Below are 23,570 nucleotides of genomic sequence, written 5' to 3'. Positions count from 1 at the left end.
AAGCGTCTTTTCAGAACTCGAAGCCCAGTCGCAGAGCCGCCGTATTTGCCGTCCGATGCGAACCGAATTGCAGCCCGTATTCGAGCCTGGCCGAGAAACGGTTTTCATGGTGCAGGTCCAGTCCGAGATCGAACCGGCCAATCAGGTCGGGAACACGCTGGCCGATCTCAAATGTTCCGGCCGAAGCGGGCGCGCCTTGAAGACTGGCGCGCGTCGTCCAGTCGCCATTGCTCATGGCGGCTAGTCCCAGACCGGAATAAGGCCTCAGCGTCCATCCTTCATCCAGGTCTATTCGTCCGCCGATTTCAATGTTCGGCGAAATGGCGAATGTCAGTTCGTTCTGTGCGCGGACGTCGAGCGCGAGACCGGGCGGTCCATCTTCGCCATAGGCTGGTACATGCGTGTAGATAAGATCGAAATCCGCCCTTGGCCTTACATACCAGTTCTCGAAGTCCATTTCATACTGAACGCGGAACCGGCCGCCAGCAGTCAGCGTGTCGACATTGCTCTTGAGCGTGACTGGCGTGCCGAGAACATCTACTTGCCGCTGATTGTCGTACCAGCCATAGCCCGCGCCCGCGCCGAAACCGAAATACCACGGCCCGGTGACATGCTTGACCGCAAATTCGGCATTGAAACGGTCTCCGTCGCTGCGAGCGGACGCACTGTCTGTCTTCGAAGACACACTCGAATAGGCGGCCGTCGCGCCGAAGTACCAGTCCGGTGCGAATTCGCCCTGGCCGCCCGCTCTGAACCCGCCGGTCGAAACCTTGCGCGACGGCGCGCCTTCGATGGCATCGTAGGTGATATCCGATCCGGTCACATTGCCCCAGACACAGGACGTCTCGTCAAGAAGAGTGCCACTGTCGCCGGCAAAGCGCGGGCAGCTGAAGGCGCTGTCGAGCCCCCCGCGCGCGGCTAGCGTCTGGTCGTTCGCGCTGAAGGCGGACGCCTGACCTGAAATGGCGTCCAGTGTCTCGGCGTAGGAGGCCGCAGTCTGGTTGTTATAAACCATGCCGAAGACGCGCGACATGTCGCCATAGGTCTGGCCGGCCCCGGACACCGTCGCGATATCGTCCCAGGCGCGCTGAAGATAGCCGGCAACCGAGGTCTCGTTCGCATTCAAGTCCGCGCCGGGCGGCAGGAAATCGGCCGTCGGCGTGATCTCCACGACCGTCGGCAGGAACTGGCGGCTCCAGCCAAAGACGAGTGAATTTGCGGCAACATCGGCTGCGCCCGTCAGCGTATAGCCGCCTTCCGTGCCAAGCTCGAAGACGGTGTAGGTCTGAGGCAGAACCGCCCGGACCTCCGGCGCGATCTCGCCGTCAAGCGTTGCGTTGCCGCTGCCTCTTGTGATGAGAGCGTCATTCGGCGTAGCGGTGTCGGTCGTGTCGATCGTCACCGCGAGCACGCCCGTTTCGCTCTGGACGAAATCGCCGGCGAGCACGACATAGGAGCGGTAGGTCTCGCTGCCGCCGGGATTGATCGTGCCGTCATTGTCGACACTGGCGGCGACATTGGCGCTGCCCATGTTGAACAGGCCGCCGGCAAGGTTGCGGAAGGCGGAAGACGGTTCGGGGGAGACATTGTCCATGCTGTCATAAAGCAGCACCGCTCCGGTCACCGTTCCGCTGTTTTCGACCAGGGTCCGCCCGTCCGCCGAAAGGATCGCCGTGCCGCCCGCGCCGTTCGCGTTGGTGACGGTGCCCGTCGCTGCAATTTCGATCTCGTTCGCCGCATCGTTCGATGCCGCCGAGGCAACGCCGCCGGAGAGGAGGATTCCCGCCGCTGTGCCGGACTGGCTCTGGCCGTCGAGCACGAAGGTGCCGCCGGAAACCGTGCCGGCCACCGTAAGCGCGATGGCGCTCTCCTGGCTCGACGAGCCGACGCTTTGCGCCAGTATGCCGTTGGCGTTGAAGCCCGAGGCCGTGATCGTGCTGCCGGCGGCCTGTGTGAGGGTGATCTGCCCGCCGTCACCGGTCGCAACCCCGCTCGCGCCGGCCCCCATTGAAAGCGCGCCATGGGCGCCGATCGCGCCGCCGCCCGAACCGCTCGTCTGCAAAACGACGCCGTGGGCATTCGTGCCGCTCGTGGTGATGTCCCCGACAATGTCGACCGAGATGTTTCCGCCGGCGCTCTGGCTGCCCGCCGATGTGAGAGGAAGGCTGTTGACGTTGACGAAGGCCGGATTGAGTGCGGCATCGCCGACAAAGCCGCCGCTGCCGCCGATCGACTGCGCGAAGATGCCGAAAGCGCCGTCGCCGGTGGTCTCGATTGCAGCACCCGCACCGAGGGTAAGCGAAAGCTCGCCGCCGACGCTGTCGGCCTGCGCCGCGCCGAAGCTGGCGTCGGCGACATTCACCGCATCTGCCGCCGCGATCCCGCCGCCGCCGCCGATCGACTGGGCGAACATGCCGAAGGCGCGCGCCCCGGAGGTGAAGATCAGCCCGTCGGTCTTGTCGATCTCGATAGCGCCGCCATTGCCGTTGGCGCCGGCATTGCCGCCGAGGGTGACGGAAAGGTCCGTCTCGTCGCTCCAGGGCGCGTCCGAATAGGAGATGCTGTCGGCGCCAAGACAGGTCGAGGCCGTCACGCCCTGAAGGTTCGCGCTGATCTTGGGATTGGAGCAGCCTGTGCTCGCGAGCCCGCCGCCGCCGCCCACCGACTGGGCGAGAATGCCATAGGCGTCATTGCCGGCGGTAACGATCAGGCCGGTTTCAGAAACATCGATCGATCCGCCATTGCCGCCGGCGCCGCTGTTGCCGGCATCGCCGAGGCCGAGGCCGATCGTCGTCTGGGTGTCGACCGTTCCTTCCGCACCGACACCGCCGCCGCCGCCGACCGACTGCAGCAGCAGGCCATGCGCGCCATAGCCGGCGGTCGCGATGCTGCCGCTGTTCGTAATCGACACCGAACCACCGTACGAACCTTCCCCGGCATTGCCGCCGAGGCTCAGATTGGCGCTGTAGGTGCCGTCCTCGCCGCCAATGCCGAGATCGGTAAGGACGGCGTTGGACGTGGCGGATGCCAGACCGCCATTGCCGCCGCCGCCGCCGATCGATTGCGCCTCGATGCCGTAGGCGCGCAGCCCGTAGGTGGTGATCGTGCCGGAATTGGTGACGGATACCGTGCCGCCGGCGCCGCCCGCGCCGCCCTTGCCGCCGATGCCGATATCGGCCGAATAGCTGTCGGAAGGCCCTTTCAAGGCATCCTCGACCTGGCCGGCGATGTCGATATTGGCGGAGGGATCCGAACTGCCGGCCACACCGCCGCCGCCGCCGACCGACTGGGCCAGAATGCCGACCGAATCGCCGCCCGTGGTGATCGTCAGGCCTGCCAGGTTCGTGTAGGCCGCAAGACCCGTGACGATCGTGCCGGCATTGGTCACCGTCACCGCGCCGCCGTCATTGCCGGAACCGCCATTGCCGCCGATGGACAGATTGCCGTCGTAGCTGTCGCCGCTGGACGAAGCCTGGCCGCCGGTCGCGGCCCCGCCGCCGCCGCCGATCGACTGCGCCAGGATCGCACGGGCGGTCGAGCCCTGCGTGATGATGGTGCTGCCGGCCATGTTGGTGACGCTGACCGCGCCGCCGGTATTGCCCGTGCCGCCGGCCCCGCCGACGCCGATGGTGACGTCGATCGCCGTTTTCGTGTCATCCCCCAGGTTGGGGCTCGAAGCCGAGGCATTGCCCGAGCCGCCGGTTCCCCCGCCGCCGCCGACCGATTGCGCCACAATGCCCGTCGCATCGTTGCCATAGGTCGCGATCGTCCCGCCTGCCTGGTCCGATCCGTTGGTGGCGGTCACCGAGCCGCCCGTGCCGCCGCTGCCGCCGGTACCGCCGATGGCAAGCGCCAGCTTCATGCTGGGCATTTCCTTGCTCTCGATGCCGAAGGCCGCGGCCGTCGCGTCGCCGGCATTGCCGCCCCCGCCGCCGATGGACTGGGCAACAACGCCGAAGGCGGCATCGCCCGCCGTTGAGACCGCGCCGGGATTGGAAACCGTAACGCCGCCGCCATGGCCGCCATTGCCGCCCGAGCCGCCGACGGCGAAGCTCAGCGAAAAACTCGGGATGTCCGAGGACGGAAGCGAGAGGGATTTTGCCGTGGCAGCGCCGCCGGTTCCGCCACCGCCGCCGACGGACTGTGCGAGGAGGCCGATGGCGTTGGCGCCGTCAAGCGCCGGACCGCCGGAATAATCATAGATGCAGGCCGACGGGTCGCTGCAGCCCGTCAGCACCGTTCCGGAATTATCAAGCGTGATATCCCCGCCATTGCCGCCGGAGCCGCCCGCGCCGCCCATGGCGAGCGAAACGGTGATGACGCTCGCGGAATAGCTGTTGGCCGAGCCGCCCGTGCCGCCGCCGCCGCCGACCGATTGCGCGATGATGCCCCATGACTGATTGCCGACAGTCGTGATCGGACTTTCGTTGTTCACCGTGATGGCGCCGCCATTGCCGCCATCGCCGCCGGTGCCGCCGATCGTGTCTGCGAAAATGCTGCCATAGGCATCGCCGGAGCCGCCATTGCCGCCGCCGCCGCCGATCGACTGGGTGATGAGGCCCGCGGCGTAATGGCCGCGCGTCACCACGCCGGATGCGCCCGCGATCTTGACCGTGACAGCGCCGCCCGTGCCGCCCTGGCCGCCGGCGCCGCCGACGGCGGCAAACTTGCCGTAGGAATTGGAGCCGTTGCCGCCGCCGCCGCCGACCGATTGCGCCAGAATGCCGATGGCGCCGGCATCGAAGGTCGAGACGGAGCTGTCGCCGAAGGCGTGAACCGTCACGGCACCGCCATCGCCGCCGCCGCTGCCTGCCTCGTCATTGCCGCCGAGCAGGAAGGCGGGGCCGCCGGACGACCCGCCGCCGCCGCCGATCGATTGCGCGACGATGCCGATGGCGGCCTCGCTTTCGCCGGCGCTCGCAGAGGAGCCCGTCGTCACGCTGCCGGAATTCAAGACCGTAACGCTGCCGCCGTTGCCGCCGCTCGAATTTGTGGTCTTGCTGCCGATCGCGGTCTGCTCGCTATCGGTGATCACGCTGATCAGTCCGCCGCCGCCGCCCGCCGACAGGGCGAAGATGCCGTGCGCGGCCGCGCCGAGGGTCTGGACCGTACCGCTGTTTGCGACCGTCACTGCGTTGCCGTCATAGCGATCGATATAGGAAATGCTGTTGCCAAGAACGTTGCTGGCATCGGCCGCGCCATTGGTAACGATGCTGGTGCCGCCGGCGGCAACGCCGGCAATGCCGACGGCCATGAAACCGGACGTGGTGACGGAGCCCTTGTTGATGATCGAGACCCTGCCCGGCTTGCCGGGATAGGCGGCATCCACCGCTCCCGTCTCGAAGGGCGAGATATCGGCGAGCGTTCCCGCGCTGACGCCCAGAACGCCGATGGCAAGGGAACTGCCGGCGGTCGAGACGGCGCTTCCCTTTTCGAGCCTGATCGTGACGTCTCCGCCCTCGCCGGTGGCGATATTGTCGGCATAGCCGCCGGCGCTGACCGCCATGACGCCGATGCCCGACTGGCCGGCGATCGTTGCCGCGACATTCACCGCGCTGCCTGCCGCCAGCGACACCTCGATATTCCCGCCATTGCCGGCGGACGAGGCAGCCGTCGTGTCGGGCGTGCCGAACATGCTGTAATTGTTGGAATCGCCGCCAAGCGAGATCGCCAGCATGCCCGTCATGCCGCCGCCGCCGCTGTAATCAAGCCCGCTCATGGTGATGGCGCCGCTGTGGGTGATCTTGACCACGCCGCCGTCGCCCCCCGCCCCGATGGCGTAACCCTCCCTGTTGGCGCCTATACCGCCCTGGGAGAGGGCGAAAATGCCGTTGACCCCGTAGTTTTCCATGGTCGTGGCGGACATCGAGATTGCCCCGGGATTGGTGATCGTGATCGCCCCGCCCGCGCCGCCATCGCCGGCATAATTGTCATTGCCTGTCTTGATCGCCACCGCGTCGCCGCCAATGGAAACCGCCCCGAGACCGTTGAGGAATGCCGGCGTGACCAGCGTATTGGCATAGGTTACGACGAACGGCGGGGGCGTGTCGGTCGTCGCGCTGACCGTGCCGTTATTCGTAAGCGAAATCGCTCCGCCCTTTCCGCCGGAATAGTTCGGCACATAGGGCGTTGAACGCGAATCGGCATAGCCGTCCGCGCCGACGGAGACGGCGGCGATGATGCCGCCGCCTTCGGCAAAGGACTGGCTGGCGGCGCCGGCCGCAATGAGGCCGATTTCTCCGGGAAGGGCGTTCGACAGGCTGATCGCGCCATTGTTGACGACGGAAAGCGTCGCGCCGTCGACGAAATTGCTCGCATTCCAGTCGGCATTCGCCGAAATGCCGAAACCGGAGAAATTGGCACCGACAGTGTAGGACGAAGCGGTATTGGTCACGCTGGCTGAACCCGAAAGCGTCACCGACATCTGCGCGGCCTGTGTGTCCTGGAAGCTCACGCCGTTCTGCACTCCTGCTGAACCGATGCCTCCGGCAAGATCAACCGTGCAGGAAATCGGCGGATTGAAATTCAGGGAGCCGGCATAGGAGCAGGACGCGGTGCCGTAGTTGACAATTTCCGGATTAATGTCCTGACCTTGCGCCGCGCCGGCTGCAAGAACGAGCCCTGCCAACGATACGGCTTTTGCCAGCGCATGTTTCCGCAAGAACCGAGATCGTATTGAAGCCGCGATCGGACCGTGCACGAAGTCATTGTGCTGATTTTCGCTTCCTTCGGTTTTCGCACGCGGGCTGGTAGCGTTTCTCGGCGCTTTCAGATCGCGACGCTCGGCCCCGGCTCCCTTCGGAATGGCGGTCCCGTCACGGAACAGAAAGAACATGTCCTGCTTCAGAGAACAGCTGGTACCGGGTCCCATCACGCCACAATCGACACGCGCAACGCCAGCCCGAACCGTTTTTCCACTCGTTTCCGTCCTCATCACCGCCCCCCGGTCTGAACTCAACGCATGACACAACAAGAACCGGGCTGCGTCAGCAGAATGCCCGCCCGCCCTCAAACAGGAATCAGAGCGAGATAGCCTAAGCGAGACAACCCGTCAGCATTTGTCCGTAAAACTTTCGATTGTGCAACCGGCTTCTGGTCGCGTTCGCATTTCGCATGACCCCGAAGGGGAACTTGGCCCAGATGGCTATCGTGCGCCTTCCGTCGAACGCAGGCCTCGCCTGTTCCTGCGGAGATCCGGCCGCAGCGGGTCGAAGGGTCAGTGGCAGGTCGGCTGGATTGCCCGCGACAAAGCCCTTCCTTGGATGTGAACTGAGGGGAATGCAGGCCAAGGGGGCCGTGCCTGATTACACATTCCCCTTGGCGATGCCCGCCTGTTCCAGCAGCAGCGCCGAAGGCTTCCAGTGCGGGCCGATCTCGGCGTGGTAGCGGATGATGTCGCGCGCCACCTGCTCCAGGCCGGTTTCGCGGGCAAAGCACATCGGGCCGCCGCGCGTTCGGGGAAAGCCATAGCCGTTGACGAAGATGACATCGAGATCGCTGACGCGCTGGGCAATGCCCTCCTCGACGATCTGGTAGCCGGTATTGACCAGCTGCCACATGCAGCGGCGCAGGATCTCGTCATCGCTGACCGCGCGCCGCGTGATGCCCTTTTCCTTCGAAACCGCCTTGATCAGTTCCTCAACCTCCGGGTCGGGCGTTCCGCGCCGTGCGCCGTCTTCATAGAGATACCAGCCCTTGCCGGACTTCTGCCCGAGGCGCCCGGCCTCGAAAAGACGGTCGGCGGCGGTGAAGGGATAGGGGGTCTGTGGCCCGCGCGCCTGGCGGATGTGGTAGCCGATATCGAGGCCGGCAAGATCCATCACCGCCAATGGCCCCATGGCCAGACCCCAGCGGGTCATGACCGCATCGACCTGCCAGGGCAGGGCGCCCTCCTCGATCAGGATCTGGGCCTCGCGATTGAAGTTGATGAACATGCGATTGCCGGCAAAACCATCGCAGACGCCGACGAGAACGCTGTGCTTTCCAAGCCTCCGGCCGATCTCCATCGCGGTCGCAATCACGTCCGGCGCGGTCTTTTCCGCCCGCACGACCTCCAGGAGCTTCATGATATGGGCCGGGCTGAAGAAATGCAGGCCGATGACATCTTCTGGCCGCGCGGTTGCGGCCGCAATGCGATTGACATCAAGCGTGGAGGTATTGGTGGCAAGGATCGCGCCCGGCTTGCAGACCTTGTCGAGAGCGGCGAAGACTGAACATTTCACCGCCATGGATTCGAATACGGCCTCGATGGCGAGATCGACGGCGGCCAGGTCATCAAGCGTGATCGTGCCCTTAATCAGCGCCATGCGCGCCGAGGCTTCCTCGGCGGAAATTCGACCCTTTTCGCGCGAGGCCTCATAGGTCTTGGCGATGGCGGCCAGGGCCGCATCCAGCCGGTCCTGCGCCTCCTCCACAAGAATGACGGGCAGGCCGGCATCGGCAAAGCACATGGCGATGCTGCGGCCCATCGTGCCGGCGCCAACGACGCCGACGGATGAGACGGTCCGTTGCGGCGTATCCTTCGGCAGGTCGGCAATCTTGCGCGCCTCGCGTTCGGCGAAGAACAGATGCCGCATGGCGCGCGCTTCCGGCGTGGCGTTGAGGATCTGGAACGTGTCGCGCTCCCATGCAAGCGCCTCGTCAATCGGCGTGTCATAGGCCTTGCGTACGGCCTCAAGCGCCGTCTTCTCCGCCGGCGCGCCCCGGCTGCGGCGCAGGAAGCCTTCGGCAACCGCGTCAAGTTCATCGGGCGAGCCGGTCATGACGATATCGCGGACCCGGCGGCGCGGCAGGTCGTCGGTGACCGCCTTTTCGAGACGCGCGAGTGCCGCCGCCTCGTCCGCGGCAACGGTTTCGGCGATGCCCAGAGCAACGGCTTCATCGGCCGGGATTGCCTTGCCGGTGAGGATGAGCTCCAGCGCCTTCGGCCCGCCGGCCAGTCGCGGCAGTTTCTGCGTGCCGCCGGCACCAGGAATATTGCCGAGTTTGATTTCCGGGAAGGAGAATTTCGCCCCCGGCAGGGCGTAGATATAATCGCAGCCGAGCACCAGTTCGAAGCCGCCGCCGAAGGCGATGCCGTTGACGATCGCGACGACCGGCTTTTGCCCCTCCTCCAGCATGGTGATCAGTTCGGTCAGATAGGGATGCTTGCGGCCGGTGTTGAACTCGGTGATGTCCGCGCCGCCGGAAAAGACGCGGCCCGTCGCGGTGAGCACGGTGACGGCGATTTCCGGATCGGCCTCGAAGGCGGCATGCGCCTCGGCGATCTGGCTTCTGAGTTCGTATCCGAGCGCGTTGACCGGCGGGCGGTTCATGCGGATGATGCCGAGCGCGCCGCGCTTTTCCTGTTCGATCAGCGTGTTGGTCATGTCGTTCTCCGCGTCAAAGGGCTGCTTCCGTTCCGAAAATCGCCGTCGCCTGGTGCGACAGCGTGATCCCGTTGCCGTGACAAAGCGCCGTTTCGGCATTGGTGATCTGGCGTTCGCCGGCGGTGCCGCGCAATTGCCGCGTGGCCTCGATCAGCGTGAATACGCCATACATGCCGGGATGGCAGAAGGAGAGCCCGCCGCCATTGGTATTGACCGGCAGCGCGCCGCCGGGGGCGATGCGCCCGCCGGAAACGAAAGCTCCGCCTTCGCCCTTGGGGCAGAAGCCGAGGTCTTCCAGAAACAGGATGACGTTGATGGTGAAGGCGTCATAGAGCTGAAGCACGTTCATGTCCTCCGGCTTCAGCCCGGCCATGGCGAAGGCACGCGCTCCGGAATCGCGGGCGGCCGTCGTCGTCAGGTCCGGCATTTCGGAGACGGCCCTGTTATAGGAGGCGATGCCGCCGCCGAGGAAATAGACCGGCTTGTTGGGCAGGTCGCGGGCGCGGTCCGCGCGGGTCATCACCACGGCGCCGGCGCCATCGGTCAGAAGGCAGCAATCGCGCAGGCTGAGCGGCTCCATCACCATGCGCGAAGACAGGACATCCTCGATGGTCAAGGGATCGCGTTCGAAGGCCTCGGGGTTCATCCGCGCCCAGGCGCGGGCGGCAACGGCCACTTCGGCGAGTTGTTCGCGCGTGGTGCCGAAGCGCGCCATATGGGTGGCCGCCGCCATGGCATAGGCCGTCATCGGATAGCGCGGCTTGTGGGGAATTTCATAGGTCGGCTGCTCGGCGGCCGGCGTCATGCGCCCGGCATCCGAACGCAGTGTCGCGCCGTAGCAGATCAGCGCCACATCGCACAGTCCGGCCTCGAGCGCCATGGTTGCCGACAGGGTATCGGCAACGAAGCTGGAGCCGCCGGTATTCGTGCCGTCGATCCAGCGGGGCTTCAGCCCCAGATATTCGATCGTCGAGATCGCCGGGAAGGTGTGGCTCATATTGGCCGTGAACAACCCGTCGACATCGGACAGTTTCAGCCCGGCGTCTTCAAGCGCCTCGTGAACGGCGAGCGCCTGGATATCCATGGCGTTGAAGCCGGGGGCTTCGCCGAGCCCGGCCGTTCCGACGCCGACAATGGCGGCTTTGCCGCGTAAACGAGAGGTCATGCGTTTGCCTCCGCGCTGGGGTCGAACACGACGAAACGCTGGCCGGTTTCGCCTTCGATGCGCGCCTTCACGCGCATGCCGATAGTGATGTCATCGGGATCGGTGTCGGGAAGCCGGCTCATCATGCGCGGCCCATCGTCAAGATCCACAAGGACGAGCGCATGGCGGGAGGGGCGGGTATCGCCGGGCTTCGGGCGACCGTAAAGGACGGTTCGGGAGTAGACGGTTCCAAGCCCCGAGGCGGGGTGCCAGGCAAGCCTCAGCGAGCCGCAATGGGGGCAGATGATGCGGGGCATGAAGATCGCCGTGTCGCAGTCCTGGCATGTCTGAAGCCAGAGCCGGCCATCCTCGACATGGGCCTGAAATTCAAGATCCGGCCCTGAAGCCGGCAAATGTGCCGTCATTGCTTTTCCTCCCTGAACGCGCGCCTGCCGCGATACGCTCTTCCCCGTCTCGCAAAAATGCAGTACTGTCTGCAATGCAGGCATATATTTTAAATTACAGTTAGCAAGCTTTATCTCTTCTGGCAAGACGAGGCGTGTCCGGCGGCTTGCATGAGGGGCGCTTCCGGCCTAGTCAGGTCGGGTGTGTGGAACAAGGAGCGGGCATGGACGATATCGGGGCTGAGGATGAAAATGCGAATGATCGCCATTTCGTGACGTCGCTTCAGCGCGGTCTGCGGGTCATTACGGCCTATCGGCCGGATGATCGGGCGCTCAGCAACCAGGCGCTCGCCGAGCGCACCGGCCTGCCGCGATCCACGGTCGCCCGGTTCACCCATACGCTGCACAGGCTCGGCTATCTCGTCCATCATGCACGCTCCTCCGGCTACAGCCTTGCGCCGCGCGTCATCGAACTCAGCCGCGCCGCGCTGGTCAGCACGGGCATCAGCGAACTGGCGCGACCGTCCATGGAGGCGCTTTCCGAACTCGGGCCCGTTTCCGTGGCGCTGGGCGTGGCAAGCGATAGCGGTATTCGCTATCTGGAACTTGCCCGGCGGCCGGAGGCGGTCGTGCTCAATCTGGATGTCGGCGCCCTGGTGCCGACGCTGCAGACCGCGATCGGCCGGGCCTATCTTTCAGCACTTTCCGAGGCCCGTCGCGCCGCAGTGCTGCGGCAGCTAAATGCGGAGGATCCCGCGCTTTACGATGCGCAGGCACCGCTCCTGGCCGCCGAGATGGAGCGGTATCAATCGGACGGCTATGTGACCTCGTTTGGCTGCTGGTGGCCCGAACTCAATGCTGCGGCCACGACGATCCGCTTTGCCGAGGACGGCGATCCTCTTCTCCTGTCTATTTCCGGGCTCTCGTCTGCGCTCACGCCCGAGAAGGTGCGCTCCGATTATGCGGCGGCGCTGATGCATTCGGCGCGTGTCATCGAGGGGCGCATGCGGCGGCGCTACTCCGAATAGATTTTTGTTTCGTCTGCAGTGCAGACAAATGTTCCAAAAATTTGTTGACCCTTGGTGATGTTTCGGGAATAGTCCCGCCGGACAGGCCAAGGGAGGAATGGTATGTTGAACAATGCTGCGTCCGGTTCGCCGGCCGGCCAGGAGGCCGCGGCGGGCGAGGGCGTCTTCGCTCAGCTCTCGGGGTTGATGAACCCGAAGAGCGTTGCCGTTGTCGGCGCCAGCAACAGGAGCGACGGCTGGAGCGGCATGGCGGTCCCGGTCTTGCGCCGGCTCGGCTTTGCGGGGCGCATCTTCCCGGTCAATCCCAAATATGAAGAGCTGAACGATCTCAAATGCTACCCGTCCGTCTCGGCCATCCCCGAGCCTGTCGATGCCGTTCTCATCTTCGTGCCGCAGAAGCTGCTGCCGGATATCATCGAGGATTGCGGCAGGAAGGGCGTGCGCGGCGCCGTCATTCTCGCATCGGGCTTTTCGGAGACCGGCGAGGAGGGCCGCGCCATGGAAGAGACGCTGCGCGAGATCGCCAACCGCAACCGGATCGCCATCTGCGGGCCGAACTGCCTGGGCCTTGCCAATCTCGACAGCGGCTTCATGGGGCTGACGGCGGCGACCTTCCCCGAGGACATGTCAGCCGGCCGCACGGCGCTGATTTCCCAGAGCGGCCAGCTCTTGATGGTGCTTCTGGCGCGGGCCCATGATCAGGGCGTGCGCATGCGCTATCTCGTCTCCACCGGCAATGAGCTCAATGTCGAGGCGGCGGATTATGCGAGTTGGGCGCTCGATGATCCCGAAATTGCCTCGGTCTGCATGAATCTCGAAGGGCTGCGCACGCCCTCGCGCTTTCTCGCCCTGGCGAAGAAGGCGCAGGCCGTCGAAAAGCCACTGATCGTGCTCAAACTCGGCCGCAGCAAGCGCGCGGCGCGCACGGCGCTTGCCCATACCGGCAAGATGGCCGGCGCATTTCGTACCTATGATGCCGTGTTTCGGCAAAACAACGTCGTCTCCGTCGATGACCCGATGGAACTGGCGGAGGCCGCGGCACTCTTCGAAAAATGCCCTGCGCCGCGCGGCGAGCGCATTGCCGTGGTGACCTTTTCCGGCGGCTGGAGCGGGGTCATGGCGGATCAGTGCGAGGCGCTGGACCTGCCGATGGCGGATTTCACCGAAAAGACCGTCGAGTGCCTGCGCCCGCTTCTCGATTTCACCCCGCCGGTCAATCCGCTCGATCTGTCGGGCAATGTCAACAATCACCCCGAACGCTGGGGCCAGAGCCTGAAGATCGCCCTCGATGACGAGAATACGGACATTCTCGTCGTCTTCATCCATCAGGTGCGCGAAAGCTGGCGCGGGCGGCTGATAGGCCCGGTGCTGGAGTTGAGCGAGACGGCGGACAAGCCGATCATCGTCGTCTATGACGGCGGCAAGGTGGTGGAAGCGGGCTATGAACAGCTTGCCCGCGACGGACGCCTGCCGATCTATCGCGGCAGCCAGCAGATGCTGAAGGCGCTGAAACGGTTTATCGATTATCACAAGCGCGCAAAACGCCCGGCAGATGATGGCGCGGGGCCGCAGATTCCTGCAGATGCGGGCGCGCGCGTCGACGCATTGCTTGCCGTCGGCGGGCGGACGATGGCCGAGGATGTCGCCAAGCAGGCGCTTCTTGCCTATGGTCTGCCCATGGTCGGCGAAACCCTGGTGGAGAGCGAGGCCGACGCGCTGCGCGCCGCCGAGGCGATCGGCTACCCGGTCGTGCTCAAGGGGCTGGCCGATGGCATGGAGCACAAGAGCGATGCCGGGCTGGTGCACCTGAAGCTTGGCGATGGTGAGGCCGTGCGCCGTGCCTATGCCGATCTTGCCGAAAAGCTTGCCGGCCACACGCTGAACGGCAGGCCGGCGCCCTGTCTGGTGCAGAAAATGGTCGGCGGCGGTGTCGAGGTCATTCTCGGCATGCAGAATGATCCGGATTTCGGGCCGATGATCCTTGTCGGCGTCGGCGGCGTGATGACCGAGCTTTTGAACGATGTCGCGCTGCGCCGCGCCCCGCTCAGCCGCACGGACGTTGCCGAGATGATCGACGAAACCCGGCTTGGCCGGCTGCTCGCCGGCTATCGCGGTTCACCCGCTGCCGATCGCGCGGCGCTGGAAGATGCGGTCCTGCGGCTCTCCGCCCTGTCTGTCGCCCATGCAGACGCCATTGAAAGCATCGATATCAACCCGGTTCTCGTCCTGCCCGAAGGCGAGGGCTGCGTCGCTGTCGATGCGCTGATTGTCAAACCGGAGGATGAGGCGTGACCGATCTTCTCAACGCACCCGAGGACAGCGCGTTTCGCGCCGAGATCCGCGCTTTCGTCGAGGCTGAACTCGATCCCGCGACAAGAGCGAAAGTCTCGCGCGGTAGCCCGCTTGCGCGCGAGGATTTTCTGCGCTGGCACAGAAGCATGCACCGCAAGGGCTGGGTTGCGCCGGGCTGGCCGGCAGAACATGGCGGCCCCGGATGGACGGCGCGGCAGCGGCTGATCGCCGATGAGGAGATGTTCCGGCTGCACACGCCGCCGTTGCCCGGATTCGGCTTGAAGATGATCGGCCCGATCCTCATCCGTTTCGGCAGCCCCGAACAGCAGCAGCGTTTTTTGCCGCGCATCCTGTCGTGCGAGGACTGGTGGTGCCAGGGGTTCAGCGAACCGGGCGCCGGCTCCGATCTCGCCTCGCTGCGCTCCCGCGCCGTCAGGACCGATGGCGGCTGGCTGGTCTCCGGCTCGAAGACTTGGACGACCTATGCGCAATACGCCAACTGGATCTTCTGCCTCGTGCGCACCGATCCCGAGGTCAAGAAGCAGCAGGGCATTTCGATGATGCTGATCGACATGGCAGCACCCGGCGTCTCCCGACGCCCGATCCGGCTGATGGACGGAACCGAAGAGGTCAACGAAATCTTCCTCGACAACGTCTTCGTGCCCGATGATCTGGTCGTCGGCGAGATCAACAAGGGCTGGACCTATGCCAAGGCGCTGCTGGAGCACGAGCGGCTGGGGATTGGCGGCGTCGGGCGCTCGAAACATCTTCTGGCGCGCGTGCGGGAGATGGCCGAGGCGGCCGGCCTCGGCGACGATCCGGAGATTTCCGCGCGCCTTGCCGCATTCGAGATCGATATCATGGCGATCGAGGCGACGACGCTACGGCTTCTGGCGGCTGCCGAGGCGGGCCGCACGCTGGGCGCGGAAACCTCGCTTCTGAAGGTGAGGGGCACCGAAGTGCAACAGGGGCTGACCGAGCTGATGCTGGATATCGCCGGCCCCGCCGCACTGCCGGGAAGCGCCGGCGACTGTGCCGACGCCCTGTTTGCCAATGTCGCCTATCAGTTCCTGAACTGGCGCAAGCTGTCGATCTATGGCGGCAGCAATGAAATCCAGCGCAGCATCCTGGCCGGCCAGGTCCTGGGACTTTGAGGGGGAACGTCGCATGATACGTTTTGAACTTCCGACAGAAGAAGCGCTGCTGCTGAAGGATACGGCAGAGCGCTTCGTCGCTGATCATTATGCGCTGGAGCAAAGGGCAAAGGCCCTTTCGGCCGCGCCGGGCGATGTGCCGCGGCACTGGGCCGAAATGGCCGAACTCGGCTGGCTCGTGGCCTGCGTGCCGGAGGACGCCGGCGGCCTCGGCCTGACGCCGGCACAGGTCGTGCCGATGATGGAGGTGCTGGGCGCAGGCCTGATCCTGGAGCCGGTCGGCGCCGTCAGCCTCGGCTGCGCCGCCATGCTGGCGCGCGCGCTTTCTCCCGATGACGTGGCCGAGAGGCTTGCGCCTGTTCTTGCCGGCGAGGCGATTGAGGTCGTTGTCGCGGGGCGGGACGGCGCTCCGATCGCGGCCCGCCGGGAGGGCGGCAACCTCGTTCTTTCCGGCGCGTCTCCCGCCGTGATCGGCGCTGCCGCCGCGACGGCGTTCTGGGTCGTGGCGGAACTGGACGGATCGCGAATGCTGGTGCGTATCCCTGCCGAAGATGCGGCGGTGACGCCGTGCCGGCTGGTCGATGGTCAGGCCGCAGCAAAGGTATTGCTCGACGATGTGACGGTGCCGGCGGCCGAGGCGATCTCCGGCTGCGACGCGGCGCTGGACTTCGGCGCCGATCTGGCGCTCGTGGGCGTGCTCGCCGAAACCTCAGGCGTGATCGACGCCCTCCACAAGGCGACGCTGGACTATGTCCAGATACGTGAGCAGTTCGGTCGCCCGATCGGCAAGTTCCAGGTGGTGCAGCACAAGATGGCCGACATGTTCATCGCCTGCGAGGAGGCCCGCTCCATGGTTCTGCTGGCCGCCGAGGCGATGGAAAGCGACGATGCCGCGTTCCGCGCCAGACTGGTCTCTGCCGCGCGGGTGAAGATTTCGGATGCGGCGCGCGCGGTGCTTCGCGATGCCATCCAGCTTCACGGCGGGATGGGCGTTTCGGATGAACTGGCCGTCGGTCACTTGGTCAAGCGCCTTCTTGTCCTCACCCAGACCGGCGGCAACCGCGCCGCCCACCTCAAGCGCTTTGAAAAGGCGGCATAAGCCCCGGCTCAGGCCGTTTTCGGATTTTCCGGCTGTGTTGCGGGGTCAGGCGGTATCGCCTGACACCGATTTTTCTTACAGCGTCATGCCGCCATCGACCACCAGAACGTGGCCTGTGACCATGCTGGCGCCGGCGCAGAGATAGAGCACGGCTTCGGCGATATCCTCCGGCTCGGAGCGGCGTTTTAGCACCGCGAGATCGCGGGCCCATTGCTTGCGCTCCTCCGGCCAGCTGTCGGTCCAGGGCGTGCGGGTCTGGCCGGGCGCGACCGCGTTGACCCGCACTTCCGGCGCAAGGCCGCGCGCCAGGCTCCGCGTCAGGCTGACGAGCCCGGATTTGCTGGCGGCATAGGCGATCGAACTGCCCTGCTGGCCGATGCCGGCGATCGAGGCCATGTTGACGATCGCGCCGCGGCTCTCCTTCAGGGCGGGCGCTGCGGCATGGGCGCAGCGGAACGGGCCGATCAGATTGGTCCCGAGGAGGAGTTGCCAGAAGTCCTCCGTCATCTTGTCCAGATCGGAAGGCGGAATCTTGTCCTGCGTGCCGGATGTGCCGGCATTGTTGACGAGATAGTCGAGCCCGCCCATGGCCTCGATGGCGGTTTCGACCATGGCTTCGGCATTGCCGGGGATCGAGATGTTGCCGGGCGCGGCAATCACGTCCAGGCCCTGCGCCTTCAGCTCGGCCACCTTCTCCAGACCCGCCGGATCGCCTTCCAGATGGTTGATCGCCACCTTTGCGCCCATTTCCGCCAGCATCGTCACCGTCGCCAACCCGATGCCCGAAGCGCCGCCCGTCACCAGCGCGCGTTTTCCTTTGAGATCGGCCTTGATCATTCCTGTCCTCCCGTTGTTCCTGAAAGCATTTTCTTCAGCTGCAGAAGGCCGAGATCGCGCCGGTGCAGCAGATCCTCCACCGGTTCGTCGCCGTAATCGTAAAAGCCGGCGCCGGCGCGAACGCCGGTTCGTCCCGCATCGATCAGGCGAGCGAGGGCGGGGCTGTGTCCGGTGTTCTCCGGCGGCTGATAGGTGCGCGCAGCAAGACCATTGCGGATCATTTCGAGCCCGGTGTAGTCCATCTTGCGCATATGGCCGAGAAGGGCCAGGCGATCGACCAGTCCGTGCCGGATCGAAAAATCGATATCTCCCGCGCTCGCCCACCCCTCGTCGATCATCCGCAGACATTCGAGATTGAGGGCTGCCTGCAGCCGGTTCGCGACATAGCCGGGCACCAGCCGGTCAAACACCAGCGGCGCCTTGCCGAAGCTCTCATAGAGCGCGCGCAATGTCGCGATCACCTCCGGCGCGGTCGAAGGTCCCGGCGCGATATCCACCAGATCGACGATATAGGGCGGCGAATACCAATGCGCGATTGCCGCGTTTTCCTGCCTTGAGGCCGGGATCAGCGGAAAGATATCGAGATAGGAGGTATTGGAGGCAATGATGGCCGATGCGGGGGCGAAGCGGTCGATCTCTTCGAAAACGGCGCGTTTCACCTCGGCCTTTTCCACCACGGCCTCGACGATCAGATCGGCATTCGCGATAGCCTCTTCGATCGTGTGTGCGCGGCACACGCGATTGCGCGCAGCCTCGGCCTCATGCGTCGATATCGTGCCGGCCTCGCAAAGCGTGGCGCTGGCCTTGGCGATCAGGGCCGGCGCGCGCGCCAGCACCTCGGATGCCGCATCATGCAGCATCACCCGGCATCCGCCCAGCGCATGCACCAGCGCCAGCGCATGGCCCATGGTGCCGGCGCCGATCATGGCAACTCTTTCTATCGACATCGGGCCTCCCCTCCCTTTTTATCTTGTCCCTTGTCAGGCCGTGCGGCGCACGATCAGTTCGACGCCGAGGTCGAGGTTCTCCCGCTCCGCGTCGTCATGTCCGATCCGGTCCAGCAGATGCTCCGCCACGGCCTTGCCGATCTTTTCGTGCGGCGGGCGGATTGTCGTCAGCGGCGGATTGGTGCAGGCGGCGATATCGAGATCGCCATAGCCCATGATCGCTATGTCCTCGGGGACGCGCAGCCCCAGCCGCGCCGCTTCGAACATCGCGCCGACGGCGAGCATGTCGCCGGAAAAGGCGATTGCCCGGGTGTCGGGCTGCTGTTGAAGAACCTGCCTGAGCGCGATGCCGCCTGCGGCAATATCGCGACCGGCCGCTGTCACGATGAGGGGCGTTTGTTTGCCGCCTTCGGCGAAACGCTCGGCAAAGCCTTCGGCGCGGGCCGCCGCGCGAGGGTCGCTCGCCAGGATCGCGCCGACAAAGGCGACGCTTTCAAACCCGCGTTCGGCGAAATAGCGTCCGGCCAGTTGCCCGGCCCTGCGATTGCTGAACCCGATCGCGCTGTCGATCGGGCGCTCGTCGCGGTCCCACATTTCCACCACGGGGCAGTTCGCCGCGGTCAGCATGGCCACGGTGCCGCGCGTGTGATCGCGGCCGGTGACCACGAGCGCTGCCGGATTCCAGCTGGCAAAGGCGGTCACGATCCGTTCCTCGCGCTCGATGTCATAGTCATGCTGGCCGATCATCATCTGATAGCCGGCCTCCTCGAGAATGGCCGACATCCGGTCGAGCGTTGCGGCGAAGAACGCGTTGGTGAGGCTTGGAACGATCACGCCGATCAGCGGCGAGCTTGTGCCCGCAAGACTGCCGGCAATCCGGTTCGGGGCATAGCCCAGACGTTCCGCCGCCTCCCGAACGAGGGCGAGGCGTTTTTTCGAGACGGTTTCGGGCGCCTTGAGCGCACGCGACACGGTGGCAAGCGAGACGCCCGCGACCCGCGCAACCTCCTCCATCCTTACCCGCCTGCCGGCGAGTTGCATGTCATCCTTTCGCGGCACGACTCTGTACCCTCGGTTCGATCCTGTTCGTCAATGGCGATCTTAGCGGCGGTCTCGTCAATTGCAAACGAATTCATTTTTATGTCCTTGATCGATATCTCTAGATAATTTGTATTGAAATAAAAGAAATAATATGGAATCACTCATTTTTGAAAGCGCTTTCAAATTGGGAGGAGAAAAGCGATATGTCGGAAAACGGTCAGGCCGCCATGAACGGCGCGCGCTATATCGCGGAATCCTTTGAGGCGCTCGGCGTCTCCCACGTCTTCTTCATGGATGCGATCCTGCGCCCGACGCTGGTCGAGATGGAGGAACTCGGCATCAAGCGCATTCTGGCGCATTCGGAAAAATCCGCCGTCTATATGGCCGACGGCTATGCGCGGGCGAGCAATCGCGTCGGCGTCTGCATGGCGCAGTCGGTGGGGGCTGCGAACCTGGCCGCCGGCCTTCAGGACGCCTATCTGCACCGCGCGCCGGTCGTCGCCCTGACCGGGCGCAAGGAGCCGATGTTGCGCTATCGCAACGCCTATCAGGAGGTGCTGCATGCGCCCCTGTTCCAGTCCGTCACCAAGGCCAGCATGGATGTGGCCGAGGCGCGCGAACTGCCCCATCTTCTGCCGCAGGCCTTCCGCATGGCAACGGACGGCTCGCCGCGCCCGGTCCATCTGGACCTGAATGGGCTGGGCGGCGAAATCATCGAAAAGGGCGCGGTGCCGTCTCCCGTTCTGCCCGATCCGGCGCTTGGGCGCCTGCCCGCCCATCGCCCGGTCGCTTCCAGGGCGATGATCGAGGCGGCCGCGGCGCGGCTTGCGCAGGCGAAACGACCGGTGATGGTCGTCGGCGCCGGCGCGATCCAGGTCGATGCCCATGTCGAAATCCGCGCCTTCGCCGAAGCCTGCAAGATCCCCGTGGCGACCTCGCTTGGCGGGCGCACCATCGTGCCGACCACCCATCCGCTGCATATCGGCACGGTCGGCACCTATTCCGCGCCGCCCGGAAACCGGCTCGTGCATGAAGCCGATCTGGTCATCTATATCGGCTGCCATGCAGGCGATCAGCCCACCAATAACTATACCGTTCCCGCGCAAGGAACGGCGATCATCCAGATCGATCTCGATGGCCAGGAAATCGGCCGCAATTATCCCGGCGTCACCGCGGTCTGGGGATGTCCGCGCCAGGCAGTGGCCGATCTTGCCGCGCATGTGACGCCGCAGACGGCATGGGCCGATTTTGCCGCTCACGCGACGGCGGCGGTTGCCGAATGGTGGCGCGGCATGGAGCCCGCGATGCGTTCGGACGCGGCGCCGCTCAGGGTGGAGCGGCTCTGCCGCGAGATTTCCGAAGCCCTGCCGGAAAATGCGATCCTGGTGGCTGATACCGGCTATTCCGGCATCTGGACCGCGACGATGGTGGACCTGCCGCATCCGGGGCAGAGTTATTTGAGGGCGGCCGGCTCGCTCGGCTGGGCTTTTCCCGCAGCCCTTGGCGCGCAATGCGGTGCGCCGGACAGGCCGGTGGTCTGTTTTTCGGGCGACGGCGCCTTCTATTATCACCTGAGCGAGCTCGAAACCCAGCGGCGCTGGAACATTCCCGTCGTCACCGTGATCAACAACAATTCCGGTTTCGGGCAGGGCACGCCGAAGGTTGCTTCGTTTTACGACGGGCGTTCAGGGTCGCCGGAAGAGATCAACCGCTTCGGCCCGACGGATTTCTGTGCGCTCGCCAGGACCTTCGGGGTTGACGGTTACCGCGTGGAGCGTGCGGAGGATCTCGGGCCGGTGCTCAAGGCCGCCATTGCAGCGCGCAAGCCCGCGCTGATCGATGTCGTGACGTATATTGATCCGCGTGCGCCCGAGGCCTGGTCGCCGCCCTCGGTCTGAGATGATGATGTTGCAGGATGCAGGCGCAGAGACTTTGGCGGGCCGCGTGAAAGCGGAGCCGCTCGCGCTTCTTCGACGTTTGCATTTGGACTTTCTTCTGGTTATGTCTCCACTTTGGCAACATTTTCCCAACATTTCCGGGATGGAACCTGCCTTGGTCAGAAGAAGACAAGCGCCGCCTGCGTCCAGCAGCACAAAAGACTACAGGATCAATTCCGGCCTTGCACGCGGCCTGGCGGTTCTCAAGGCGTTCGGCCCTGACAACAGGCCGATCGGCAACGCCGAGATCGCCGCGCGCGTCGGGCTGTCGAAGGCGACCGTCTCGCGTCTGACGTTTACGCTTACAGAACTCGGCTACCTCAATTACGACGAGGAAGTGGGCCGCTATTCGCTGGGGCCGGCCGTCCTCACGCTCGGTTATGACGTGATGGCGCAGATGGAAATCCGCGACATCGCGCGGCCCTACATGCAGTCGCTTGCCGAATATGCCAATGCCAGCGTCTATCTCGGCACGGCCGACGGCAACGAGATGATCTATATCGAGGCCTGCCGCACCAAGGCCTCGATGGCCATCCGGCTTGGCGTCGGCTCGCGTATTCCGATGATCTGCACCGGCATGGGCCGGGCCTATCTTGCGGCTCTGCCGGAAAAGGAGCGTGAGGCGCAGATCAGCGCAGTCTCCGGAAATTTCGGCGACAACTGGCCTGCCGTGGAAGCCAAGGCGCGGGCGCAGATCGCCTTTGCGCAGGCGCACGGTTTCGCGCTGAGCGATGGCGACTGGATCGTGGAAGCCAATTCGGCGGGCGCCGTCGTGCGCCGGCCTGATGGCTATCCGGTCTATGGCATCAATGTCGGCGGCCTGCGTTCGATCGTCACCAATGAGCGGCTGGAAGGCGACCTTGCGCTGCGGCTCCTCGACGTGGCCCGCGAGATAGAGCACGTCGCTCGCGGAATACTCTGAAACGCCTGGTTGGCGCGCGTGTGGGGCATTTCAAGCTCCGCCCTGACGGCAATGCCGACAGACTTTCGCTCGACACTCTTGTGATGTGCATCTGAAGATGCCGGAGCGCGCAGCGAAGGAGATTGCTGCGTGCGATGCCGCCTGTTTTCGACGACGAAAAAAGAGACCAAAAAAGGAAGAATCCCGGCGTTTTTAGCAATTTAAACTGGCAAGTCCTGTCGACATATCCACACTTTTGAAATAGAATTTCAAAAGTGGCTGTTGTCCCAGGCCACGGGTCGCTGATCGCACGGTGGGAGAGCCGGATTGATCGCGTCCCAGGAGGAGGAAAACGGGGCTGGGAGGAATTTATGAAGAAATTTGCAGCTTTTGCCGTCGGTCTGTCGATGGCCGTCAGCACGTTCGCCGGCGCCGCAAGCGCCGAACCGATCGTCATCAAGATCGGACATGGTTCGGAGGGTGACCTGCACCTGCCGGGCGCCGGTCGCACGGCCTGTGTCGCGGCGATGAAGGATTATCTGAGTACCTCTACCGACGGCCAGATTGAGCTTGACGTCTATCCCGACAGTTCGCTTGGCGGCGCCCGCGCGATGATCGAATCGGCGCAGGCCGGCGTGATCCAGATGGTCGGCACCTACACCTCGATCATGGTTCCGTTCTTGCCGGAAATGGCGATCACGCAAATTCCCTATGTCTTTCCCGACAGCCTGACCGCTTGGCAGGTCATGGAAGGGCCTTTGGGCGATGAACTGGCCGAGGCTTTCCTCGAGAGGACCGGCCTCAGGGTTCTTGCCTGGCCGGAAGGGGCGGGCTTTCGCAACATCTATTCCGAAAAGCCGATCCACAGTGTTGCCGACATGAAGGGCATGAAGATGCGGGTGCCCGAAAACCCGGGGCTTCTGGCCATGTTCCGCGCCTGGGATGCCAATACTGTAACGATCAGCTGGAGCGAGCTCTATACCGCGCTGCAGTCGGGCATGGCGGAAGGTCACGATACCGAGCTTTATTCGATGTATTCGCAGAAGCTCTATGAGGTGAACCCTTACGTCACCATGACCCGCCACAGCTACAACCTGCATCCGATCCTCATCAACGAGGAGTTCTTCCAGTCGCTGTCGCCGGAAAACCAGACCCTTATGCTGAGGGCCGGTGATCTCTGCTCGCGCATGGGCAATGCCCAGTCCTATCTCAGTTCGCTGGTGATCCAGGAAGCGATGGAAGCCGAAGGCGCGGTGTTTTATTACCCGACTGCCGCCGAACTCAAGGAATTCCGCGAACTCGCCCAACAGCCCTATATCGACATGGTGTTGCGCAAGATGGGCGATGACGGGCAGGAATGGGTTGACCGCATCTTTGCAGCGACCAAGGAGGCTGAAAGCCAGCGCTGAGTTTGCTGG

At 64.6% G+C, this 23,570-nt stretch carries 14 protein-coding genes; 7 read left to right on the top strand and 7 right to left on the bottom strand.

From position 1 onward, the window contains the following. Positions 1–10: 10 nt before the first annotated feature. The 4 genes from GGR30_RS18425 to GGR30_RS18410 form a co-directional block, all read right to left on the bottom strand. Entirely contained in the window at positions 11–6,628 is a 6,618-nt protein-coding gene (locus GGR30_RS18425) for an autotransporter outer membrane beta-barrel domain-containing protein (protein ID WP_183489413.1), read from the bottom strand. A 676-nt stretch (positions 6,629–7,304) separates the two neighbouring features. Further along, positions 7,305–9,368 (bottom strand): 3-hydroxyacyl-CoA dehydrogenase NAD-binding domain-containing protein, encoded by a 2,064-nt coding sequence (locus GGR30_RS18420; protein WP_183489410.1) that lies wholly within the window; start codon positions 9,366–9,368, stop codon positions 7,305–7,307. Positions 9,369–9,381: 13 nt separating this feature from the next. Further along, entirely contained in the window at positions 9,382–10,533 is a 1,152-nt protein-coding gene (locus GGR30_RS18415; RefSeq protein WP_183489407.1) for an acetyl-CoA acetyltransferase, read from the bottom strand. Further along, positions 10,530–10,937, bottom strand: coding sequence for a Zn-ribbon domain-containing OB-fold protein (locus tag GGR30_RS18410; RefSeq protein ID WP_183489404.1), 408 nt, complete (start codon positions 10,935–10,937; stop codon positions 10,530–10,532). The genes GGR30_RS18415 and GGR30_RS18410 overlap by 4 nt, the downstream gene beginning before the upstream one ends. Before the next feature lie 203 nt (positions 10,938–11,140). Between GGR30_RS18410 and GGR30_RS18405 the strand changes: the two genes are divergently transcribed. The 4 genes from GGR30_RS18405 (at position 11,141) to GGR30_RS18390 (ending at position 16,489) form a co-directional block, all read left to right on the top strand. After that, positions 11,141–11,944 carry an IclR family transcriptional regulator gene (locus GGR30_RS18405; RefSeq protein ID WP_183489387.1) on the top strand — a complete coding sequence of 268 codons (804 nt, stop codon included), beginning with the start codon at positions 11,141–11,143 and terminating at the stop codon, positions 11,942–11,944. Between the two features lie 102 nt (positions 11,945–12,046). Continuing rightward, complete coding sequence (locus tag GGR30_RS18400) at positions 12,047–14,236, top strand: acetate--CoA ligase family protein (RefSeq protein ID WP_183489384.1); 2,190 nt, start codon at positions 12,047–12,049, stop codon at positions 14,234–14,236. Further along, on the top strand, positions 14,233–15,390 hold the full coding sequence (locus GGR30_RS18395; RefSeq protein WP_183489381.1) for an acyl-CoA dehydrogenase family protein: 1,158 nt from the start codon (positions 14,233–14,235) through the stop codon (positions 15,388–15,390). Before GGR30_RS18400 ends, GGR30_RS18395 begins: the two co-directional genes overlap by 4 nt. A 13-nt stretch (positions 15,391–15,403) precedes the next feature. Continuing rightward, positions 15,404–16,489, top strand: a complete 1,086-nt coding sequence (locus GGR30_RS18390; RefSeq protein WP_183489378.1) for an acyl-CoA dehydrogenase family protein — start codon at positions 15,404–15,406, stop codon at positions 16,487–16,489. 75 nt (positions 16,490–16,564) lie between these two features. On the opposite strand, the gene GGR30_RS18385 is transcribed toward GGR30_RS18390, so the two are convergent. Genes GGR30_RS18385 through GGR30_RS18375 form a run of 3 tightly spaced genes read right to left on the bottom strand, consistent with a single transcriptional unit; the run spans position 16,565 to position 19,287 of the window. Beyond that, the gene (locus tag GGR30_RS18385; protein ID WP_183489375.1) at positions 16,565–17,326 is read right to left on the bottom strand and encodes an SDR family NAD(P)-dependent oxidoreductase; all 762 of its coding nucleotides are present in this window, start codon (positions 17,324–17,326) and stop codon (positions 16,565–16,567) included. Continuing rightward, positions 17,323–18,273: a 3-hydroxyacyl-CoA dehydrogenase family protein gene (locus GGR30_RS18380; RefSeq protein WP_183489372.1), complete on the bottom strand. Its 951-nt coding sequence runs from the start codon at positions 18,271–18,273 to the stop codon at positions 17,323–17,325. Before GGR30_RS18380 ends, GGR30_RS18385 begins: the two co-directional genes overlap by 4 nt. A 33-nt stretch (positions 18,274–18,306) precedes the next feature. Beyond that, a complete protein-coding gene (locus GGR30_RS18375; RefSeq protein ID WP_183489368.1) occupies positions 18,307–19,287 on the bottom strand; it encodes a LacI family DNA-binding transcriptional regulator in 981 nt (326 codons plus the stop codon). 230 nt (positions 19,288–19,517) lie between these two features. Here GGR30_RS18375 and GGR30_RS18370 point away from each other — a divergent pair, with 230 nt between their 5' ends. The 3 genes from GGR30_RS18370 (at position 19,518) to GGR30_RS18360 (ending at position 23,561) form a co-directional block, all read left to right on the top strand. Beyond that, positions 19,518–21,212, top strand: a complete 1,695-nt coding sequence (locus GGR30_RS18370) for a thiamine pyrophosphate-binding protein (RefSeq protein WP_183489365.1) — start codon at positions 19,518–19,520, stop codon at positions 21,210–21,212. A 154-nt stretch (positions 21,213–21,366) separates the two neighbouring features. Beyond that, positions 21,367–22,173, top strand: coding sequence for an IclR family transcriptional regulator (locus tag GGR30_RS18365; RefSeq protein WP_183489362.1), 807 nt, complete (start codon positions 21,367–21,369; stop codon positions 22,171–22,173). Positions 22,174–22,523: 350 nt separating this feature from the next. Continuing rightward, on the top strand, positions 22,524–23,561 hold the full coding sequence (locus GGR30_RS18360; RefSeq protein ID WP_183489359.1) for a TRAP transporter substrate-binding protein: 1,038 nt from the start codon (positions 22,524–22,526) through the stop codon (positions 23,559–23,561). Positions 23,562–23,570 lie beyond the last annotated feature (9 nt).

Origin of the sequence: Martelella radicis (genome assembly GCF_014196625.1) — a bacterium.
In the GTDB taxonomy this organism is placed as follows: Bacteria; Pseudomonadota; Alphaproteobacteria; order Rhizobiales; family Rhizobiaceae; genus Martelella; species Martelella radicis.
The sequence above is the reverse complement of the archived record's forward strand: the minus strand, read 5'-3'. Positions and strand labels throughout refer to the sequence as shown.

What these genes read in the sequence shown, in the direction of transcription:
- GGR30_RS18420 (WP_183489410.1), bottom strand. Translation starts at nt 9,368, where the DNA reads ATGACCAACACGCTGATCGAACAGGAAAAGCGCGGCGCGCTCGGCATC.
- GGR30_RS18415 (WP_183489407.1), bottom strand. Translation starts at nt 10,533, where the DNA reads ATGACCTCTCGTTTACGCGGCAAAGCCGCCATTGTCGGCGTCGGAACG.
- GGR30_RS18410 (WP_183489404.1), bottom strand. Translation starts at nt 10,937, where the DNA reads ATGACGGCACATTTGCCGGCTTCAGGGCCGGATCTTGAATTTCAGGCC.
- GGR30_RS18405 (WP_183489387.1), top strand. Translation starts at nt 11,141, where the DNA reads ATGGACGATATCGGGGCTGAGGATGAAAATGCGAATGATCGCCATTTC.
- GGR30_RS18400 (WP_183489384.1), top strand. Translation starts at nt 12,047, where the DNA reads ATGTTGAACAATGCTGCGTCCGGTTCGCCGGCCGGCCAGGAGGCCGCG.
- GGR30_RS18390 (WP_183489378.1), top strand. Translation starts at nt 15,404, where the DNA reads ATGATACGTTTTGAACTTCCGACAGAAGAAGCGCTGCTGCTGAAGGAT.
- GGR30_RS18385 (WP_183489375.1), bottom strand. Translation starts at nt 17,326, where the DNA reads ATGATCAAGGCCGATCTCAAAGGAAAACGCGCGCTGGTGACGGGCGGC.
- GGR30_RS18380 (WP_183489372.1), bottom strand. Translation starts at nt 18,273, where the DNA reads ATGTCGATAGAAAGAGTTGCCATGATCGGCGCCGGCACCATGGGCCAT.
- GGR30_RS18375 (WP_183489368.1), bottom strand. Translation starts at nt 19,287, where the DNA reads ATGGAGGAGGTTGCGCGGGTCGCGGGCGTCTCGCTTGCCACCGTGTCG.
- GGR30_RS18370 (WP_183489365.1), top strand. Translation starts at nt 19,518, where the DNA reads ATGTCGGAAAACGGTCAGGCCGCCATGAACGGCGCGCGCTATATCGCG.
- GGR30_RS18360 (WP_183489359.1), top strand. Translation starts at nt 22,524, where the DNA reads ATGAAGAAATTTGCAGCTTTTGCCGTCGGTCTGTCGATGGCCGTCAGC.